Annotated in this window: 13 protein-coding genes and 1 rRNA gene; 9 read left to right on the top strand and 5 right to left on the bottom strand. The window is 27.2% G+C overall.

The annotated features are described in order from the left end of the window. Nucleotide 1 precedes the first annotated feature (1 nt). Entirely contained in the window at nucleotides 2-991 is a 990-nt protein-coding gene (locus D2846_RS03290) for an ABC transporter ATP-binding protein (RefSeq protein WP_117275797.1), read from the top strand. 31 nt (nucleotides 992-1,022) lie between these two features. On the opposite strand, the gene D2846_RS03285 is transcribed toward D2846_RS03290, so the two are convergent. From D2846_RS03285 to serS, 4 genes are all read right to left on the bottom strand, one after another. After that, on the bottom strand, nucleotides 1,023-1,838 hold the full coding sequence (locus tag D2846_RS03285) for a Cof-type HAD-IIB family hydrolase (RefSeq protein ID WP_117275795.1): 816 nt from the start codon (nucleotides 1,836-1,838) through the stop codon (nucleotides 1,023-1,025). 68 nt (nucleotides 1,839-1,906) lie between these two features. Beyond that, a complete protein-coding gene (locus D2846_RS03660) occupies nucleotides 1,907-2,245 on the bottom strand; it encodes an HAD family hydrolase (RefSeq protein WP_268876954.1) in 339 nt (112 codons plus the stop codon). Further along, nucleotides 2,154-2,744: an HAD-IIB family hydrolase gene (locus D2846_RS03280; RefSeq protein WP_268876953.1), complete on the bottom strand. Its 591-nt coding sequence runs from the start codon at nucleotides 2,742-2,744 to the stop codon at nucleotides 2,154-2,156. The genes D2846_RS03660 and D2846_RS03280 overlap by 92 nt, the downstream gene beginning before the upstream one ends. Then, on the bottom strand, nucleotides 2,744-4,012 hold the full coding sequence (gene serS, locus D2846_RS03275; protein ID WP_117275793.1) for a serine--tRNA ligase: 1,269 nt from the start codon (nucleotides 4,010-4,012) through the stop codon (nucleotides 2,744-2,746). Before serS ends, D2846_RS03280 begins: the two co-directional genes overlap by 1 nt. Before the next feature lie 175 nt (nucleotides 4,013-4,187). On the opposite strand from serS, the gene rpmH reads away from it, so the two are divergent. The 4 genes from rpmH (at nucleotide 4,188) to rrf (ending at nucleotide 7,023) form a co-directional block, all read left to right on the top strand. Then, complete coding sequence (gene rpmH / locus D2846_RS03270) at nucleotides 4,188-4,334, top strand: 50S ribosomal protein L34 (RefSeq protein ID WP_004794083.1); 147 nt, start codon at nucleotides 4,188-4,190, stop codon at nucleotides 4,332-4,334. An 8-nt stretch (nucleotides 4,335-4,342) separates the two neighbouring features. Beyond that, nucleotides 4,343-4,684, top strand: coding sequence for a ribonuclease P protein component (gene rnpA, locus D2846_RS03265; protein ID WP_117275791.1), 342 nt, complete (start codon nucleotides 4,343-4,345; stop codon nucleotides 4,682-4,684). Beyond that, the gene (yidC, locus tag D2846_RS03260; protein WP_117275789.1) at nucleotides 4,662-6,773 is read left to right on the top strand and encodes a membrane protein insertase YidC; all 2,112 of its coding nucleotides are present in this window, start codon (nucleotides 4,662-4,664) and stop codon (nucleotides 6,771-6,773) included. Before rnpA ends, yidC begins: the two co-directional genes overlap by 23 nt. Before the next feature lie 144 nt (nucleotides 6,774-6,917). Beyond that, nucleotides 6,918-7,023 (top strand): 5S ribosomal RNA (gene rrf, locus D2846_RS03255). A 19-nt stretch (nucleotides 7,024-7,042) separates the two neighbouring features. Here rrf and D2846_RS03250 read toward each other — a convergent pair. Further along, complete coding sequence (locus tag D2846_RS03250) at nucleotides 7,043-7,558, bottom strand: hypothetical protein (RefSeq protein ID WP_117275787.1); 516 nt, start codon at nucleotides 7,556-7,558, stop codon at nucleotides 7,043-7,045. A gap of 103 nt (nucleotides 7,559-7,661) precedes the next feature. Between D2846_RS03250 and D2846_RS03245 the strand changes: the two genes are divergently transcribed. The 4 genes from D2846_RS03245 to D2846_RS03230 all read left to right on the top strand — a co-directional run bounded on the left by D2846_RS03245 (nucleotide 7,662) and on the right by D2846_RS03230 (nucleotide 20,360). Next, nucleotides 7,662-9,827 (top strand): HinT-interacting membrane complex protein P80, encoded by a 2,166-nt coding sequence (locus D2846_RS03245; RefSeq protein WP_117275785.1) that lies wholly within the window; start codon nucleotides 7,662-7,664, stop codon nucleotides 9,825-9,827. After that, nucleotides 9,827-11,065: a HinT-interacting membrane complex lipoprotein P60 gene (locus D2846_RS03240; RefSeq protein WP_117275783.1), complete on the top strand. Its 1,239-nt coding sequence runs from the start codon at nucleotides 9,827-9,829 to the stop codon at nucleotides 11,063-11,065. Before D2846_RS03245 ends, D2846_RS03240 begins: the two co-directional genes overlap by 1 nt. Beyond that, the gene (gene hinT, locus D2846_RS03235) at nucleotides 11,055-11,375 is read left to right on the top strand and encodes a histidine triad protein HinT (protein ID WP_117275781.1); all 321 of its coding nucleotides are present in this window, start codon (nucleotides 11,055-11,057) and stop codon (nucleotides 11,373-11,375) included. The genes D2846_RS03240 and hinT overlap by 11 nt, the downstream gene beginning before the upstream one ends. A gap of 81 nt (nucleotides 11,376-11,456) precedes the next feature. After that, nucleotides 11,457-20,360 carry an MGA_1079 family surface serine endopeptidase gene (locus tag D2846_RS03230; protein ID WP_117275779.1) on the top strand — a complete coding sequence of 2,968 codons (8,904 nt, stop codon included), beginning with the start codon at nucleotides 11,457-11,459 and terminating at the stop codon, nucleotides 20,358-20,360. Nucleotides 20,361-20,495 lie beyond the last annotated feature (135 nt).

Raw genomic sequence — 20,495 nt, 5'->3', positions numbered from 1 at the left:
CATGCAAGATTTCAAAAAAATATTTGATGAAACTTTAGAAAAAATTAAATCTAAGTTTACTAAAAAACAACCTGAAAAAGCAGATGAATCAGATGTTGTTTTAACTAAAAAATCTTCAGACACAAAAATAACAAAGAAAAATATCTTTGATGTTTTAGATGCTGAAGGTGGTGCAAATAAAATTGTAGTAGATAGATATATTGCTAGAAAACTTAATAATGCTGCCAAAAGAAAAAGGTATAAAGATGAATTCATTGATAAAAAGAATTCAGAAGATAGTGTTATTGAAGTAGAAAATGTAAGTAAATACTATTTATCAGGTAACTCAGTTACTCGTGTTCTTAAAAACGTTTCACTTAAAATTAATAAAGGTGAATTCGTTATGATTTTTGGTAAGTCCGGAGGAGGAAAAAGTACCCTTTTAAACTTAATTAGTGGGCTTGATAGACCTTCAAAAGGTAATGTTATTGTTTGTGATACAAACTTGCCTTACTTAAGTGATTTACAATTAACTTTATTTAGAAGAAAAAACGTAAGTTTTATCTTTCAAAACTATAACTTATTACAAAATCTTTCCGGGTATGACAACGTACAAACAGGGGCATATTTACAAAAAGATAAAGATAAAAAATTAGATATTAATCAATTGTTTACAGACTTTGGTATGGAAGATGTTAAAAACAAATACCCATCTCAAATGTCCGGGGGACAACAACAACGTATCTCAATTTTAAGGGCTTTAGCTAAAAATTCACCAATTATTTTTGCTGATGAACCTACAGCTGCTTTAGATGAGCAAACCACCCAATTAGTTCTTAGTTATCTTTATGATATTAATAAAAACTATGGAACAACAATTGTTATGGTTACCCACAACCCTCACATTGCTAATATCGCTACAAAAATTGTCAGCGTTAAAGATGGGAAGATTCAAAACGTAAGAATTAACAAAAATCCAAAACACCCTAATGAATTAGAGTGAAAAGATTAATAAGAAAAACCAGGGTGACCTGGTTTTTTAATTACTTGTTTAAATAGTTTTCTTCAAGATACCTTGCTAAACCTGAATCATTACATGAGTATTTAGTTACTTCATCAGCCATTTCCTTTAGTTCATTAACTGAGTTAGCCATAGCAATAAGTTTACCGACCTTACCTTTTGTTGAAGCATCGTTCATTGAATCACCAAAGTGTACAGCATCTTGTGGGTCAATTCCTAATCTTTGACAATATGCAACTTCGGCATCACCTTTTGAAACATTTGCTTTAGTAATTTCTAAAACATTGTTTGAACCACTTAATGATACTTCTAATTTACCTTCAAATTTCTTACTTCACTTATCGGCTAATACTCTGATTTTTGATTTTGATAATGATCAAATTAAAGCCTTGTATACATTGAAATCATTGTTATATTCGTAATATCTTTTAGCTGTTTTTTTACCAAACCCCATAAGGATTTTGTAAAAACCATTTTTAACATAAGCTCTTTCTTTTGCATTAGAGTTATATACAACAAAACATTTGTTTTTTGTAATCTCATCAAACAATTCTTGAGCGATTTCTTTATCTAAGTATTGTTTATCGATAACTTCACCATTGTAAACGGTTTGAGCACCATTTCAAGCAATATAGTTTTCACTACCTAATTTTTTAACAATACTCATTGTTCTATCATTAACACCTCTACCAGTAGAAACTACCACAGGGATTTTCTTTTGTAACCTTGTAATTACACTTTTAGTGTATTCTGTAGGTTCTTTTTGTCAGAATTTTTCACCAGGACCATCTAATGTAGTCCCATCTAAGTCTATAAAAATAATTTTTGGTTTTTTCATAGTTTTTATTATATTAAATTATTAGGAATTTTCTAGAAAGCTAGCAAATTAGTAAAAAAACAAGCTCATTAGCTCATTTTATTTAATAATTCAATTAAATATTCACCAATAGCACCGGTATTATGATGTCCAATAGTGATAACTGCAACTTCTTTAGCTTCAGGAGTTGCGTTACCCATTGCAACACCGATCCCTGCACCTTTAAGCATTTGAACATCGTTTCCACTGTCACCAAAAGCAACAGTATTTTTAATATCTATATCAAGTTCTTTAGCTAAAACTTTTAAGGCGTTAAATTTAGAAGAATTTTTACCATTAACATCTGTATAAACAGAGTTTGTTAAGTAAACTTCACAATCATGATTTCTTAATTCATGTGCAAGTTCATTTGAAACTTTTTTTTGCATCTAAAAAAGTATTTCTAAGTGCAATTTGAGTTATAACTGAATTTGGATCAAAAACTTGTTGTCTAATTTGTTCCTCAGTCACTGCGTTTGTAAAGTTTTTATCTGTAACTTTTGACTCTGTTAATCATGAAGGCACTTTTCCGTTTGGTAATAAAGTTTGATTTTGATCAATTGAATCAATTCTTAAAATTGATGAATACTTTTTAAATTTATCTAAAATAATTTCAAAAACATCTGGTGAAAGTGAACTAATCACTTCATATGTTTTTGTATGCATGTTGTAAATTAAAGCACCATTTGAACAAATTAAATAATCAATATTATCTACTGCATTTGTTTCAAATAAAGGAAGAATATGCATTAATCCACGACCGGTTGCGATAACATTAATATGACCTTTTTCTTTAATTAATTTTAAAGCTTTTAAGGTTTCCGGATGAGCAACTCCTTCATGTGTTAAAAGAGTCCCATCTAAATCATATGCAAAAATCTTTTTCATTATTTAATTACTTCTAATCCACCCATGTAAGGCACTAAAACTTTTGGAACTGTAATACTTCCGTCTTCATTTTGATAAATTTCTAATAAAGCAGCAATAACTCTATCTACAGCAAGACCTGAACCATTCATTGTATGAGCATATTCCGTTTCATTATTTTCATTTCTAAATCTAATCATAGCTCTTCTAGCTTGGAAATCACCCATGTAACTTACACTAGAGACTTCTCTAAAACGTTCTTCAGAAGGTAATCATAATTCAAGGTCAATTGTAGTTCTTGCTGAAAATCCCATATCACCTGTACATAATTGTAATGACCTGTAAGGAATTTCAAGCTTTTCTAAAACATCTTTAGCATCTTGAATCATTAATTCAAATTCTTTAAAAGCTGTTGATGAGTTTACGACTTTAACAAGTTCAATTTTCTTAAATTGGTGTTGACGTAAAATACCTCTTGTATCCTTACCTGAACTACCAGCTTCAGATCTAAAGCATTCTGTGTACGCTGTAGCTTTAAAAGGTTCATTTAGATCAACAATTTCATTATTATATATATTAGTTAATGTAACTTCAGCGGTAGGAATTAAGTATTGTTCAGAATTATCAATTTTATATAGATCTTCTTTGAATTTAGGTAATTGACCTGTTCCATAAAGGATGTTTTGATTAACAATTACAGGTGTGTTGAATTCTGAATAACCCTTGCTTGTATGTAAATCAAGCATAAAGTTAATTAAAGCTCTAACAAGTTTTGACCCTGCATTTTTATAGATGACATATCTAGAACCAGAAAGTTTTACTGCTCTCTCAATATCAATAATATCTAATTTTTTTGCAATTTCATAGTGAGGTAAAACATCTTTAACAAGACCTCTACCAATTTTATCTTTAGTTTCTAAAACAACATTATCGTTTTCATCTTTACCAACAGGAACAGTTTCTAAAGGTAAGTTAGGAATGGATAATAAATATTCATTAATAACATTATTTAAGTCTTCAGCAGATTTATTAAGCTCTTGTTCTTCTTTTTTGATTACTTCAATTTGTGCTTTAATTTCTTGAATTTTAGCTTGATCATTTTTAAATTGGCCAAATAATTTTGAAAGTTTTGTAAGCTCGCTTTTTTTATTTTGAGCTTCGAACATTAATCTACCTCTATCTTGCGCTTTTTCAACTAATTCATCGAAAATTTTAGTGTCAAAACCTCTCGAATTTAATGATTTTTTAACACTATCAGAGTTTTTTAAAATGTATTTAATATCTAGCATATTCTTCCTCTTTTCTATTCAAAATTATACTATAAAAATAACACAATTTATGGCAATAAAAAGGCTTGAAAAGACCCAAAAATTGAACTCTTTTTTATAATTTTGAAAAAGTAATTATATTGTATAATATAAACACGCTTATATACTAAGTAAAATAAATCACATAGGAGGAAAAATGAGCAAAAGAACATACCAACCTAACAAACGTAAACACGCTAAAGTTCACGGTTTTAGAGCTAGAATGAAAACTGCTAACGGTAGAAAAGTGTTAGCTGCTAGAAGAGCAAAAGGTAGAAAAAGACTTACAGTTTCTGATAAATAATTTTAGTTATGCAAAAACAATTTCGGCTTAGAAAAAATTGGGATTTTCAATCTATCATTGATAAAAAACAATCTATTGCAAACAAGTTTTTAGTTGTCTATTTTGTCAAATCGGATAGTTTTAAAGCAGGTATTACAATACCTAAAAAGTTTGAAAATGCTGTAGGTCGTAATTATAACAAGAGACAATTAAAAGCAATTATTCGTGAGTTGAATATCAATGAGTTCAATTACAATTTTGTCTTAATTGCTCGCAAAGAGTTTTGTAATTCTGAGTATTCTGTAAAGAAACAAGGAATTAAAGAGCTATTTGAGAAATTTAGGAATTATGCAAAGAAAACAAACTTTTAATTATTTTTCAAATAATAAAAATAACCCTGAAGAAAAAAGAAAGACTGCATTAAAGAAGTCTTGAAAAATAACCAAGATTTTTCTTTATTTAATTGCATTTACAGTCACATTGACAGGGTGTATTCAGTCATTCGTTTTAAAAACATCTGCTAACGTAGGTAACAGTATTGAGTTTTATAGAAACGAAGCTGATATTGCTCCAAAAGTAAGCACATTCAAATTAGAAAATATTTCAAACACAATCAACAAATATGATAATAAAGGACAAGCATTATCAGATAGTAAGATTGAACTTTCAATCGATGTACTTAAACAAGATGCCGATGCTAACGTTCTTGTTGATAGTCGTGAAATAATTAAAAAACTTAGCACACAAACCAAAGAAAATAAAGGTGAATATGGTAAATCAGGTCAATTCATGACAGCAATTAGTGTTGTTGGTGTTGAAGACTCGAAATTATCAAATTTAGGTTACCAAGCTAATGTTGCTGGTAAAAAATACAATATTGTAGAGAAAAATGGGCGCTTCTTATTTAGAAGTGAAGATGCTAAAAGTTACAAATATACAAATGAATTAACAGGTCCTGAAAATGAGATTGTTATTCTAACTTATTTACCTGACTCATCAAAAGACTTTATTCAACTTAAAAAAGATAAAGAAGAAACAAAAGATGCTAACGGTAAAGTAACAACAAAAACTTTAAACAATGTAGATGCAGATTCTAAATATACTGCAACATTCATTTCTGGTTTACAAAAAGTTGACTTTGTAACAGAAGAGAAATTAAATACTATCTCTGATGATGGTGTTGATTCAAAAAGCTTAGCTAATAGAGCTTATGCTAGAGATATCTTGCAAACATTCTACAATTACACATTTGGTAAGGATAGTAAATTCCTTAACGAATTAAATAAAACAACTCAAGAAGAATATGGAAAAAATGATTTCCAATCAGTTGGGCAATATTTACAATTTTTAGTAAATAAAATTGAGAATAAAGAGAATAAATTAAAAGATAATCAAGATTTATTCAAGTTATCACAAAAAGAATATGGATTAATTGGTATTTATCAAAACTTAATGATTACATGATTAACAGAATTAGGGATTGCTCCAAAAAGAAGCAATTCTAAAGGTGCTGTTGAAATTTCAAATGAATTAATGTTTGCTTCAAATAAATATGATGTAAACGCTAACACTATTGAAGAATTCATTGTTAAATATAACGATAACACTAATAATGCTAAATTCTACTCAAATATTGTATTTGCTGGGGATTATCAAATTCAACCTATCCTAACATGAGGGCAAGCTTGAACATATGGTCCATTCTATGGTGCATTAGTTTACCCGTTATCAGTTATGGTACAATCACTTAGACAGGCAATGCCTGAGTGAAATGGTTGAGCGACAATTATCGCTATTTTAGTTGCAGTTATCTTTACTCGTTTACTTGTACTTGCATTCTCATTCAAAGCTACAATGATGCAATCAATACAAGAAGGACTTAAAAGTAAAAAAGCTGCTATCGAAGCTAAATATGCGGGATTTGAAAATAATAAAGCTATGAAGATGAAGAAAAATCAAGAAATTCAAGCTCTTTATAGTAAATACAATATAAACCCTCTTGATCAATTTGCTAACCTTCTATTATCAATGCCTATATTCTTCGCTATGTGAAGAGTTATTCAAGGTATTCCTGAAATTAAACAAACATTTTGATTAGGAATTAACTTCTCATCAGTTTCTTGACAAAAGATTACAAGTGGACACTTTATCTATCTTTGAATTTTAATTACAACAATCGTAGTTCAATTAGTTTCACAATTGTTACCTCAACTTCTTAACCGTAAGAAAAACAATATGACAATGACAATTAGTGAAAAACAAGCACTTAAAAAATCAGAGAGAACTCAAAAGATTATGATGATAATCTTCACTGGTATTACTATCTTATTTAGTGCTGGGGTTCAAGTTTACTGATTATTTGGTGGATTATGACAAATTGGACAAGTTCTCGCAATTCATAGAATTAAGAAAACAAAATGATTCAAATTCAAGTATTCTAAGAAAATGATGAAAAAATAATGTAACACAACACCCATAAGGGTGTTTTTTGCGTCTTTTTTATATATGGATAAATTAAAAAAAGTTACATATTTAAATAAATGCAACTCCATTAAAAAAATTTTAAAAAATATTTTTGTTTTTTCAAAAGTGTACTATAATATTCTTAGTCGTCATAGCAAGAGGGATCACCTGATACCATTCCGAACTCAGTAGTTAAGCCTCTTTACGCCGAAGATAGCCGAAAGGTGAAAATAGGAAGCGGCTGTTTTTTTATACTTTTTTTGACTTTATTCAAAATCAATATAAGGAAACTTTTTATCATTTACTTCAATAACAGAATAATAATTAGGATTTAAATTAGTTACTTTTTTAATCCTTAGACTAAGTGATTTATGATCAAAATATAATAAAATTAACAAGTCTGGATCAGTAGAATAAAGCTTATTCATAGTAGCAAAAATTGTTCTTTCACTATTAGAACTTAAGTTTCTTCTTTTTCATTTATTAAACTTTCTTCATGTTGACTTAATAAGTACATTTAAATAGATTTTGTCTTCATTAAATTTAATAAAAGGAAGCTGGTTTTCAGCTGCAAATGATCTTTCTTGAACAACAACATTTTTTTCTAAATAAACTAATTTTATTAGTGCTTCAAGGTTAATTACAACTTCAAAAGGAGAACTTGCAGTTCCTCTTTTTTTAATATTTTCTAATGTATTTGAATATAAACTATACACAAAATTATGGCTATGTGCTAATGCGTCAAAATGAACTAAAGCATCTACTGATTTATTTTTTTGCATACTACTATTTTAAATTATTAATGGACTAATAGAAAACATTTTTTGGTATAATTTATATAAAATTTATATTTTATATAAGTATTTTGAAGATTAAGGAGTCATTATGGCGAAAAGACAAAGATCATTCTTAGAACGTTTATCAGAAATAAATGATAACTATGATGAGAAGAATAAGAAAGTTGCAACAAAAACAAAAAGAAACTGAATTAACTATGGTATTTTAGGTGCCTTAGCTTTTTGTGTTATCTTAGGTATTACAATCCCTCTTGTTATCAATACAACAAAAGTTAATTACATTGATGCCAAATCAGGTGATTCTGATGCTTTCACTTTTGATAATTCAAAGAAAATTACAGTTGAAGAATTTGTTAAACAACTTGAAAACAATAAAACAGAATACAGTGAAAAATTTAATGATGCATACAAAAAAGCAGTTTTCTACATGTATGAAAAAGAACACCTTGCTTCTAAACAATATCAAGAAATCTTTAACAACTCATTAAACGCAAATGAAAACTCAAACCTTGGGCTTGAATTAAAATCTATTGATGAAATTAAAGAAAATCAAAAAAATAAACTTGAAGACTTAAAAAACAACTTCAAAAAAACATATGGTTACTCAACTTGAGAAAACATCTACAAAGAAAGATTGTTATCTGAAGAATATGGAAAGAGCACAACAGATGAACAAGCTATTGAGTATCTTACATTTAAAGAAATTGAATCAAGTGCACTAAGAAGTTTTGAAGTTGAAGTTAAAACTCTTGATCTAAGCTTTATCAATAAAACAGCTAAAAAAGATATCTATCAAATTGATTCAAACGGTAATATTGTTAAAGGTGAAAACGGGGAAGCTAAAGTTTTATTCAAACAAGGCGAAAAAGTATTCCCATACTTTGTTGAAAATGAAAATTACTTTGTACAAGAAAGTAATCCAAGTAAAGCTACTGTGTTTGTTACAAAATCATTTATCCCTGAATTAATCCCTGCTAAAAACTTAGTGACAAGTTACTTTATGAATAATGATATTAACTTAAGTTCATCAGTTTTATTACCAGGTGTTCAAAATAGTGATTTAAGATTTGCCTTTAATCTAAAAGAAAATAATGCAAAAGAAAAATTCTTAAACAACTTAAAATACTCAGTTTATAAAGATGAAAGTGGTGCATTAGTTGTAAGTAAAAACTCAGATATCTTAAAATCATTCAAAAAACCAGAATCATATGGTGTGTTCGATAAGTCAAAAGAATTAGATAAATTTAACGATGAAAGAAAAGTTTACGAAACTTACTTAGATGCATTAACTTTAACAAAGGGTGATACATTAGGATTCTTAGGTGTTTCAAATATTAAAGATTTAGTTAATAGTAATGTTGATTTAGCTTTTGCCTCAATTGCTAACGAAGTTTTAAAAGACGGATCATCTGATTTTAAAGAAATTGATTTAGATAAACTATTCCAAATGCCTTCTGGCATTAATCCTGAAGCAGAAGGAAAAATTACACAATTAATTAATGATGCCAAAGCTGCTAAAGATGATGCAAGCATTACAAATGAAAATGAAAAATCAAACAAAATTTCAAGCAAATTGCAAGAAGCAAATGAATTAATTCAAAAGTACTTTGATGAATTAACAGAAGAACAGTTTAATAAAGTAATTATTGAAAATTACAATTCACAATTCAACATTGATATTAACAACAAAACATTTACATCACTTGTTTACAAAATTAAAGATAAAGATGACTCACTTTTAGTTTTAACTCCAAAAGGTATTTCTATCTTCAATAATCAAAGAATTACAACAATTGATAAATTCAATGAATTATTAAAATCAGATTTAGAAAACATTGCTAAAGGCACAAAATCATACTTCAACTTACAAAGCAAAATTAATAGCTTTAAATCTAAAGAAAATACAATTATCACACAATTGGAAAATGAATCATTTAAAACATGACTTTTAACACAAAAAGACAGTAAAGGTATTCAATACACAGACCAAAGCATCCAAGATCTATTAGCTGAAGTAAAATCAGTTAAAGTTGGAAATAATTTATTAACAAACATTTCATTATTCGAAAAAACAGATAAATTTATTAATGATAAATTAAATTCATTAAATAACTTAAACTTCACAAACGTTGATGGAAAAGTTAAAGTAAATTACTTAAATGTAGAAGCTAATTCAGTTTCTCAAAGTGATAAAACTGCATTTGATTTAACAACAGATGCAATCCAAAGTGTTATGAAAAAAGGAGGTAAATAATGAAACTATTTAAAAAATTAGTTACTTTTGCACCTCTTGTAGCATTGCCTATTACAGTTGTTGCTTGTGGTAGAGATGTTAATACTGACGCCAAAAACAAACAAGATGTTTTATTCGCTGGTAAAAATGTTAAAGACGTTGTTGAATCATTATGACTAGAAGCAACTCTTAATAAAGTTTATTCAGTTAGTGGTGACGCATTAGATAATGCAGCTTTTAAACATGATGCTTACCAAGTTTACAAGACATTTGTAAAAATAAACTTACAAAAAGACTCTAAATATTTAACTAAAGAAATTGCAAAATTATTATCAAATGGTATCTTGAAAGATGCAGAATATCAAAAACTTAAAAACTTAACAGAAACATTTAATCCAGAAATCACTTTAGAGCAATTTGAAGTTTTATACAAAATCAAGGAATCAAATGTTAAACTAGAAGTTCAAAAACAATTACTTGTTAATAAATACTTAACAACATCAAAATCTGAAGATTTACAAAAAATTAATTCAAGTACTTACTCAAGTAGAAAAAATGATTATGATTTAAATAACTTTATGTTAATTGATTACTTAATTAACAAAAAGACTTTACAAGTTTGAAGTTATGAATCATCAAGCGACAGTGATATCTTCACTTCATCAGTAAAAACAATTAATAACATTGATGATTACAATCAAATTAGTCAAAGAAAATTTGATGCTTCTAAAGTTGCTACATCAGATGTTTTATTATCAGATAGAGAATTCGAAACAACTTTAGGTGGTTACCAAGGATTAGAAACTTCATCATATGAATTTGATTACTCTATAACCGCTCTTAAGGAACTAAATGCAGAATCAGTTGTTAATGGTTTTTATGACTATAAAAACAAAAAATTAGTTAAAGTTAATGCTGATAAAACATTAGCTTCATCTATTTCAGCTGCACCTGAAGGAAGTAAAATTAAGATTTCTTACTTAAATAGATTAGTTCCTTTAGGAAAAGACTTTTTAATTGATAATCCAAACGAAGCAGAAAAAGCTAAAACACCTAAAATTAATGTTAAAAAACTTACATTAGAAGGAACCTCTTTTGCAAATGATCTTGTTAAATTAACAACTTCATTATATTCAAATGACTCATCATTATTATCATCTGCAATTGATGCTTTTGTCGCTTTAGGAAATAAAATCAAACTTAATATTGAAGATGAAAATCTTAAAAAAGCTGTAGAAGGACTTAAATATGTCGGATAGTGTTTTTACAAAAATCATCAAAAGAGAAATTCCTGCTAACATCCTTTATGAAGATGATAGAGTTATAGCATTTTACGATATTAATCCAGTTCAAGAAGGCCACTTTTTAGTAGTTCCTAAAACTCCTGAACCAAATATTTTAGAAAATAGTGATGAAGATTTTTTATATACAATGTCTATCGCAAGAGAACTTGCAGCAATGTATATTAAAGAAAATGATTGCACAGGATTTAAAATCGTAATTAACTCAGGGTCTTCTGCAGGACAAGTGGTTTTTCACACACACGTACACGTAATTCCATACAAATAAATAAGCTTTTTGGCTTATTTTTTAATATAATCAAAGACACATTGTAATATAATTTAGAATTATTTATATAGAGGTTTCAAGATGAAAAAAATACTAACTTTTGCCCTTATGTTCGGACTTACAACATTTGCTGCCTCATGTTCAAGTCAAAAAGGAAACGGGGTTGAAAATGAAAATAAAAATAACAACAATAACCAAACAAACCCTATAGAAACACCTAAGCCAATTGAACCAATTTCATCCCAAAAAGATTGATCAAAAGAGTTCGCTAGCAAAAAAGAAGAGTTAGAAAGAACAATTAATAAGTTAGCTTATCCTGGCAAACAAAACTCACAAGCTGTTAAAGACTTAACTATTAAGTTAAGTACTTTTGAATACACAGACGAAAAAAGTTGAGAAGACTTAAATAAATTTGCTATCGATATTAATACAATTAAAGAAAACATTCAATTAGCAAATGACAAAATCAAGAAATTAAATGAAGTTGATAATAACTTAATTAGCGAATTTAACCTAACTTCGCAAGGAAATGATTTTGTTTTATTATTTGAAAAAATTAACAAAAAACTTGAAGAACAAGAAAATCAAAAGTTATCAAAAGAAATTAATAAAATTATTGATACTTTACCATATCCAAGTTTAGCAGGGGGCAATGAAGCAAACATTAACAATGTACCTGCGATTTCTAAACTAAAAACACTTTATACCAACACAACTGAAACATTAGATGAGGTAAGAGCAAAACTTGTTACAGTTGCTCAAAAAATCGAATTCTTTAAAAATGAGCTTTTAAATATTTCAAACGAAAATCAAACAAACTTACAACACAATAATAAAACTTATAACCTATATGAAGTTTTAAGAGACTCTCACACAGAGTATGATTTTAGTTATCTTGAAAACCTTTTAAATGTTGCAAAAACAAAAGATAAAAGCATAAACAAAAACTTAATTAATAATTTATCAAATTTAAAAGCACAAGAAAAACAATCATTTAACTTACAAATTGAAAACGCTTTAAACTACAATGAAATACAAGAAGTTATTAGAAATGCTAAGTTTAAAAATTCTGAAAATGAACTTAAAGCTATCTTACAAGTAAGTGATTATTTAATTACGAATTTAGCTTCTACACAAGTCGAAAATGAAATTATTAAAAACACAATTAACAGGATTTTTTCAAGTACAGAATTAACAGTAAATAACATTAAGGCAATTAGAACTAAATTAACTTCATATAAAAATAAATTAATTGAAGCTAAAAATAAAATTAATGAAATAGCTGCTAATGATGTAGAAAACCTTAATGATACAAAAAGAGACTTATTTAACATAATTATTAATGCAGAAAGCGAAAATGATTTTGCAAAAATTGATATTGAAATCAAAAAACAAAAATTAATTAAATTATCTAACTCACTTCCTTATCCAGGCAAAACATTCGAAAACCCAATTGTACCTGCTATTAGTAACCTTAATAAATTAATCGAAGATGCAACTGACTTAAATACATTAAATCAAATAGAATTAACAATTAATGGAATTGGATCAAAAATTAATAATGCTATTACCGAAATTAATTCAATTCAAGCTAACGAATATTTATCATCAGATGAAGTTGAACAAAGAAAACAAAGTTTATTAAACCAACTTAATGATGCTAATACAGATCAAGAATTTGTAACTCTTACTCAAGACATTGAATTAGCGAAGAGTCAAACAAATGAAAGTTATAAAAATAATAAGCTAAGAGCTCTAAAATCTAGAGTTCATTCTTTACCATACCCTGGTGGTGAAAATGCACCTGCTATAAATGAAATTATTAATTTAATTGATAATGACTCAGATAACTTTTCACATTGAGAAGAAAAAGTAACTGACATTAACAACAAAATTAATGCGGCTATTGCAAAAATTAATAATGTTGAGAATAAAGATTTCTTTAACAATAAATTAAATTCAGCAAACTTAGATTCTGAGTTTACTGAATTAAATAACTTAATTGATAATCAATTTAATCAAAATAAAACAAGAATTACTCAAGAAATTTCAAGTCTTGAATTTTTAAGTGATCAGATTAAAAATCAATTTATTCAGGAGCTTAATGACAAATCAGTTGAAGAAATGGAAAATGTTTTATCAAATGCATACACAAGTAACATTGAAAATAAAATTAATGCATTATCATATCCGCAAAATAATGCACCAGCTAAAGCTCAATTATTAAATAATTTAAGAACACTTACTAATAAAGAAGCTAAAATTTCATTACTAAACGAAGTCAAAAAACTTGAACAAGTAATTAGACAAACTAACGATAAAATAGATGCCTTACCATATCCTAATACAGTTAATTCTGAGGGTGCAAGATATTTTAAAAATCAATTAAACTCACTTATAAGTTATAATGAAATCGAAAATCTTGTTCCAGAAGGATTAAAAGAAAAAATTCAAGAGTATAAAAATATTTTAAATTCTACTTTAAACCCATTCCCAATAAGTGCTAGAGATTATGGTTTGAAAACTAGATTAAATAGCCTTACATCATTTAACTCAATACAAGAAAACGAATTAAGATGAAACTTCTATGAAACAAAAAGAAGAACTATATTTAATACAACAATTGATGGATTAGCATATTTATCAAATGATGAAAAAGCAGCCTTAAAAAATGAAGTTATTAGTATTCCTGATGCAAATAAACACCAACCAATTAATGACTTTAATACAGTATTTCATAAGTTAGATCAAGTTATCTTAAAGGCTCAAAAAGAAAATGTTAAAAAACACATTGACTTAATTACTTACCCTTCTCAACAAGGATCACTTTTAACAAGAAACTCATTAAAATCTGAAGTAAATGATTTAGCTGATGATGTTGCAATTAATGCTAAAAATGCGGTTATTTTACAAATCAAAAATAAAATGGCTCAAGTTAGAGCACTTACAGCTGCATTAGAAAATTCCCCAAAATTAAATGATATTAATACTTCACTTGACAATGTAAGTCAAATGAGCGACTTTAGTGCAATTGAATTAAAAATCAAGCAAACTAAATATTTTGATAGATTAAATCTACTTACAAACTTATCGACATCACAAAAACAAGGTTATGAACAAAGGATTTTCTCAGCGCAAACTGATCAAACATTACAAGCTATCATTGATGAAGCAACCCTTCAAAACAAAAAAGAAGATCTTTACAGAATTATTGATCAAATAACATATCCAACTCCAAATAGCTCACAAGCTAGAAGTTCTTTATCAAAATTAAGAACAAGAATTAATGGAATAACAACAGATCAAGAATTTACACAAGAAAGAACAACGCTTATAGAATTCAAAACTGCTTTAGAAAATAAGGTAAGAAAAGCTAATGAATTAACATATCCAACAAGAAATGCACTTGCTAAATCAGAAATTATTACCGGAATTAACTCATCAACTACTGTGGCTGAATTAAATAGAATTCTCCCTGATAGTTGAAATGATGATGTTGTTAGATATAAAGAATTAATTATTTCACAATTTGGAAGAACAAGCGGGTTACTAAGTAGACTTGATAAAACTCACTACTCCAAAACAGGTACATATAGACTAGGTGAATTAAATAACCAAATTTTATTAACAAAGAAAAACGCAGTTAAAACTCAAATTCAAAACTTAAGCAATCTTACAGTCACTGAAAAAAATAGATTTAAAGGAAATGTAGATAACATTCAAAATACAGGTGCAAACCAATTACCTAATAATGCAAAATTATTAGAAATTGATAGAGTTTACTTTGAGGCAAGAAAACAATCTTTAAGTAATAAAGTTGACACATTAGGATATCCTAATGAGGCAAGATATAGCACTCATTTAGCTCAAACAAAAAGAGAAATTAAAGCGTTATTAAACAACAAAACTTTACACACTGAACTTGATGCAGTTGATCAAATTTTAAATAAAGTTCAAAACTCAATAACAACAATTAATTCAAAAATTAATCAAGTTTCAAATGAAACAGATAAAAATGAATATAAAGAAAAACTTAGTCAAGCTAATCATGAGGAATTAAATGCATTACTTGAAGAAATTAATTTATATATTGAAGTTAATTCAATGATTTCAAGTCTTAGTTATACAGCATCAAATAATGCTGATGGAACTTTAACTCAAGACATTAATACATATCTTAATACTTGAAAATCAAATTTAAATACACAATTAAATTCAGCAAATTCTCAAACTCAACTATTAAGCTTAAAACAAGTTATCTTAAAAGCTACTTCGATTTGAAATAATATTAATTCTAAATTTAATGCAAATTATCAATTTGCAGTTAAATCATTTGTTGCTGAATTAAGAGAATCAACAAATACAACCCAATTAACTTCAACAGAAGCTAAAATAACACCATTTTACAATGAATTAAATACTTTTTTTGATGTTAATGGATTAAAAACTTTATATGAAGCAAACCAAAATAATGTAACAATTGATAATGTTAAATATAAACCTTACAATACACTTTTAAATGAAATTAAGAATACAACAAATGCTTCATTGATTCGTGAATTAAATGGCAAAAAAGATCTTTATGCAGCTAATATTGAATACACAAAAGTTGATAAAAACAATATTCCTAATTCAATTTTAGGTAGTCATAGAACAAGAATGTTAAATGCAAGTACAAGTAATGGAATTAATCAAGTTAGAAATGATTTAGTTGTTATTATTGCTCTTTACCGTGAAGTTAGTGGATTAATTAACAATCTTGGTAAAACATCAAATAGAACAGAATTCTCAAACACATTAAGCTCATCAAATACAACAAATGCATTAACCGCTTTAAAAACATCAATTAACTCATTTAGTGCAAAATATTCAACAGCTAGAAACAAAATTAATGAATATAATGATCACAGAAGCCATGATGCACAAGTGACAATAAACCTTGAAAGTGAACTGGATAGAGCTACAAATGAAACAATGCTTGATACATTAATCAGGAGAATTGATGAAGAGATTGAAAACCTAAACGCAGGTATTCAAAGAGAACGTTTAATCAACTCAATGAGAAATTGATCATTATCAAGTGACATTTTAGAACACTCTGCAATGACAATTACTGTCGAAACAAACGACACAAAATTCAGAACATTAAAAGAAGAATTAGAGGCATTAAACACATCACTAAATACTTTATTAGAAGTGAAAGCCCAATCTGAAAATCTAGCAAGAAGTTCAAGCACAAATAGCGCAAAAGTTTTAGCTATTAGTAAAGAATTAACTAAATTTAACAAGTTATTCACAAATGATAAGCTTAACTGAATTGATTTAGGAAATATTCAAGCAAACATTAATTCATTAGATGCATTAACAACAACTTTAAGAAATGCTAATAACTCAAATGTTAGTTCTAATAAAACATTGGAAACATTAATGTTAGAGGAAACTCAAAATATCTTTACTTTTGAAAAAACTCAAAATGCTAAATCATATAATTTTAATGAACATGAAACACCAGGTTCATTCACATTAGATAACTCTAATTTATTCTTTGATAATCATGATACTGATCTTTATGACTATAGTGTTGTTAACCTAGAATTAAAGGGTACAAACTTAGAAACTTTAGAAGCAACAATTGAAGTAACTTTAAAAACAGATCCAAGCAAGAAAGTAAGATTTAAAAAAGTTAAACATTTTAACACTGGTGTTAAATCAAATCTTGACTCAATTAATTTAAGAGATCTTGAAGATATTTATACAATTGATTATGACAAAGTAAATTCATATACACAAACCGAATGAAATACTTTAACTCAAGAACAACAAAATGAAGTGTTCACTAAAATAAAAACAGGTTTAAATAATTACTTTAAATATGACATTAAAGTTAAATCCACTTTAGATAATAATAAATTAAGATCTACTGTTTCAATTCTTTTCAATAATCAAGTTTTAAAAACAATTCAATTAAATTCTAGAAGTAATATTGCTTTTAGAGCTACAAATGAAACAAAACAAGCTTATTGAGATAGAATTAACTTAAATAAAGTATTAAATATTGTTAATAATAGTAATGTAAACCATATTAAATCAGATTTCTTTAATAATCTTTCATTTAAAAACCATGATAAGATTTTTGCTCATAATGATTTCTTAGCTTCTCAAGCAAGAGAAAAATTTGAAGAACTTTACAATATGCCTACTTTTGGTAAATATCAAATATTTATTAAAGATATTTATAATATTAATGATTATAAAGGTGAAGGCTACTTTGTTCTTTGATATAAAGAAAACGGGGTTGAAGCTCCTGGATATGATGCTAATCAAAGAAGATCAAAAATGTTTAGAATCGATGGATTCTTATTACAAAACTTTTACGATATAAGACCAAAAGGAGAGCATTTTACGGTAGCGGACTTTAAATCAAGTGAGTTCACAGAACCAACTGAAGAAATTAAAGGAATTGCAAACAGTATTAATGAGTCAAACTTTGAGTGAAGACATGCAGTTGGTAAGTCATTTGGTTATGGCCACAGAGCAAATCAATATTTTAGATCATTAAATGCTAAAAACTTCATGCAACAAAAAGCATATTTAAACTTTGAATACTTAATAAAAATGATTAATGGTAAAGATTCAAAGGGAACAAATAATGTTAATGTAGAGTATGACAGAATTGGTAACACTGCATTATATGACAAAGACATCACAGTTAATAGTAGGGATATAACAAAACTTAAAAATGAATACTATAGATATTTCTATGATTTTATTTTAGAAGATGATCGTAGTTTAAGTTTCAAAATTGGTTACATAAAGAAAGAAAATCAAAACATCAGATATACAAACGAAGTTAGATACAGATTAATTAATTTAGTAAACGACTTTGAACAAACTTTATATCCAGAAGTTATTGTTAATAATGTTAAACATTCTGATTTAATTGTTAATATGAATGAAATAAGAAAGCGTTCAATTAGTTGATATAAACAAAACATGAGTACTTTAAGACAACATATTAAAGTAAGAGCAAACAATCAAAACAGGATTGTTTATAATAACTACTGAATTAATCAAAATTCAATTTATGTAACAGATATTAAAAGAATAAATAGAACAGAAGCTTATATTAGATTACAAGCTAATGCCTTTAATACAAATAATGGTGTAAACTTTAAAGCAGATATTTGATATAAAATAAGTGGTTTTAAAGCAGATAATGGTAACAAAAAAGAACAACTAGTATTTAATGATAATAACTTAAATGTTGTTTACGATTCAAATACATCAGTATGAAGAAAAAGACTTATCGAACCATACTGAAGAGATTTAATGTGAACATTAGATAAAAATAATATTGCTACATGAACATTAGATAAAAAATACATTGATAAAACTTTATTACAACCTAATACAACAAACAGAAAAGTTAGATTCACATTGTTTGGAAACATCTTATTTAATGATAATTCTAAAAATGAGAGAATTAGAAACGAATCAAATGTTCCTACATTTGAATTAGATTTAGATCAACTAATTCAAAATAAATATTTTAAATTAGAAGTAAATACACCTACAGTTGAAGGAACAACATTTAAATATAATATTGTGGCTGAGTGAACTGAAAAAGGAATAAAATTAAAAATTTATACACTTGATAGTTCATACAAAATTGTTATTGATGAACCAGAAGTTCAAAAATTTGGTTCAAGCAGATTTGATAAAAATAAAGCATTCTTAATCTTACCTGCTGCATCAAAAATTTGAGTTTCATATACAAATAATAAAGAACATGAAGATTTTGGAGTGACTTCAAATAAATTTGATTACAATGATATTGAATATACAGAAAATGAAGAGCCAATTTTATTCAGTAATGAAACATCATTCTTAAATAATGAAGTTTACTATCCTAACCAAAATGTTAACTACAAGTTACATGAAGGATACAAATTACACACTGAACAATTACGTAAGAGAAAAAATGCTGATTGAGATTCAGTTAAAGTTGCTTACTCAAGAGCATTATTAGATGATGGTGGTACAGTGTATGGCTCATTATCAATCATTGGTAAAGTAAATAATGATCCAAATGATTACAAATTCTATGTTTCAACTAACAAACATGTTCAAAGAGTAAATAATTTTGAAGAAATTAGTGGAGCTAACTTATTAAAAGAAGTTACACGTAAAAAATTTATTTTTGCTCCTATTACAAGTACATTTAATCCGACACCTTATAACATACAAGCTCAAAAGTGAGTTACAAATGATATTTTAAGAGTTCACAATAATAGGAATGTTAGAATTAACAAAATAGAAGGCAAAACAATTAATATTATTTGATCAGGATTATCACAAATTAGTAATGATGGAACTACAACAAACAACCAAGTTGACTATACAGTTTATGTAATAGATCTTAAAAACGATTACATCGCAGCAAAAAGAGATGGTTGAATGAATATTGTTTGAAAAATTGAAAACTTAATGAAAAACCCTAATGTTAAGTTAGATATTGATTACAAACATTCGCAAATTTCAGTGCCTAATATTAGAGAGATTTCTAATATGGCATGACCAAATACAAAATACGCAACACAATTATTTAGAAGATTCTCTCCAAACAAATTCGTCTCAAGTGCAAACTCAAGAACATATTTTGGAGATTCATGAATTCAATGACAACAACAAATGTTCCAACCTCAATACTATGGTGGTGGTGGAGCATCAGGTAGTGGATTATTCTTCGCGGATGGATCATATGCAGGAGCTTGAAATTCTGGAGCAAGTGGAGCAAATGAAGGTTACTTTGCTCAAGGTCCAAAATACGCAACAAGAACATATAATTACTTTGGAGTTAACTTTGAAGGAGAAGATCCATTATCATTAAGAAACACAAACTCACTAGCAGCACAAATTATTAGAGCTAACTTAAAGAATCCAAACGATTATGATTTACCATGATTCTTTAAAGAAAGAAAATAATTCAAATAGCAACCTTCACGGTTGTTATTTTTAATTTATTTATTGTTCAAAATGTCCAATTTTATAAAAATTTATTTAATAATTTTTACATTTTTTTGAAAAATAAACTAATTTATACCTATATTATAGGCATAA

The organism is Mycoplasmopsis edwardii (genome assembly GCF_900476105.1).
In the GTDB taxonomy this organism is placed as follows: domain Bacteria; phylum Bacillota_I; class Bacilli_A; order Mycoplasmatales; family Metamycoplasmataceae; genus Mycoplasmopsis; species Mycoplasmopsis edwardii.
Note: the sequence above shows the minus strand (reverse complement) of the source record. Positions and strands in the feature narration are given on the sequence as shown.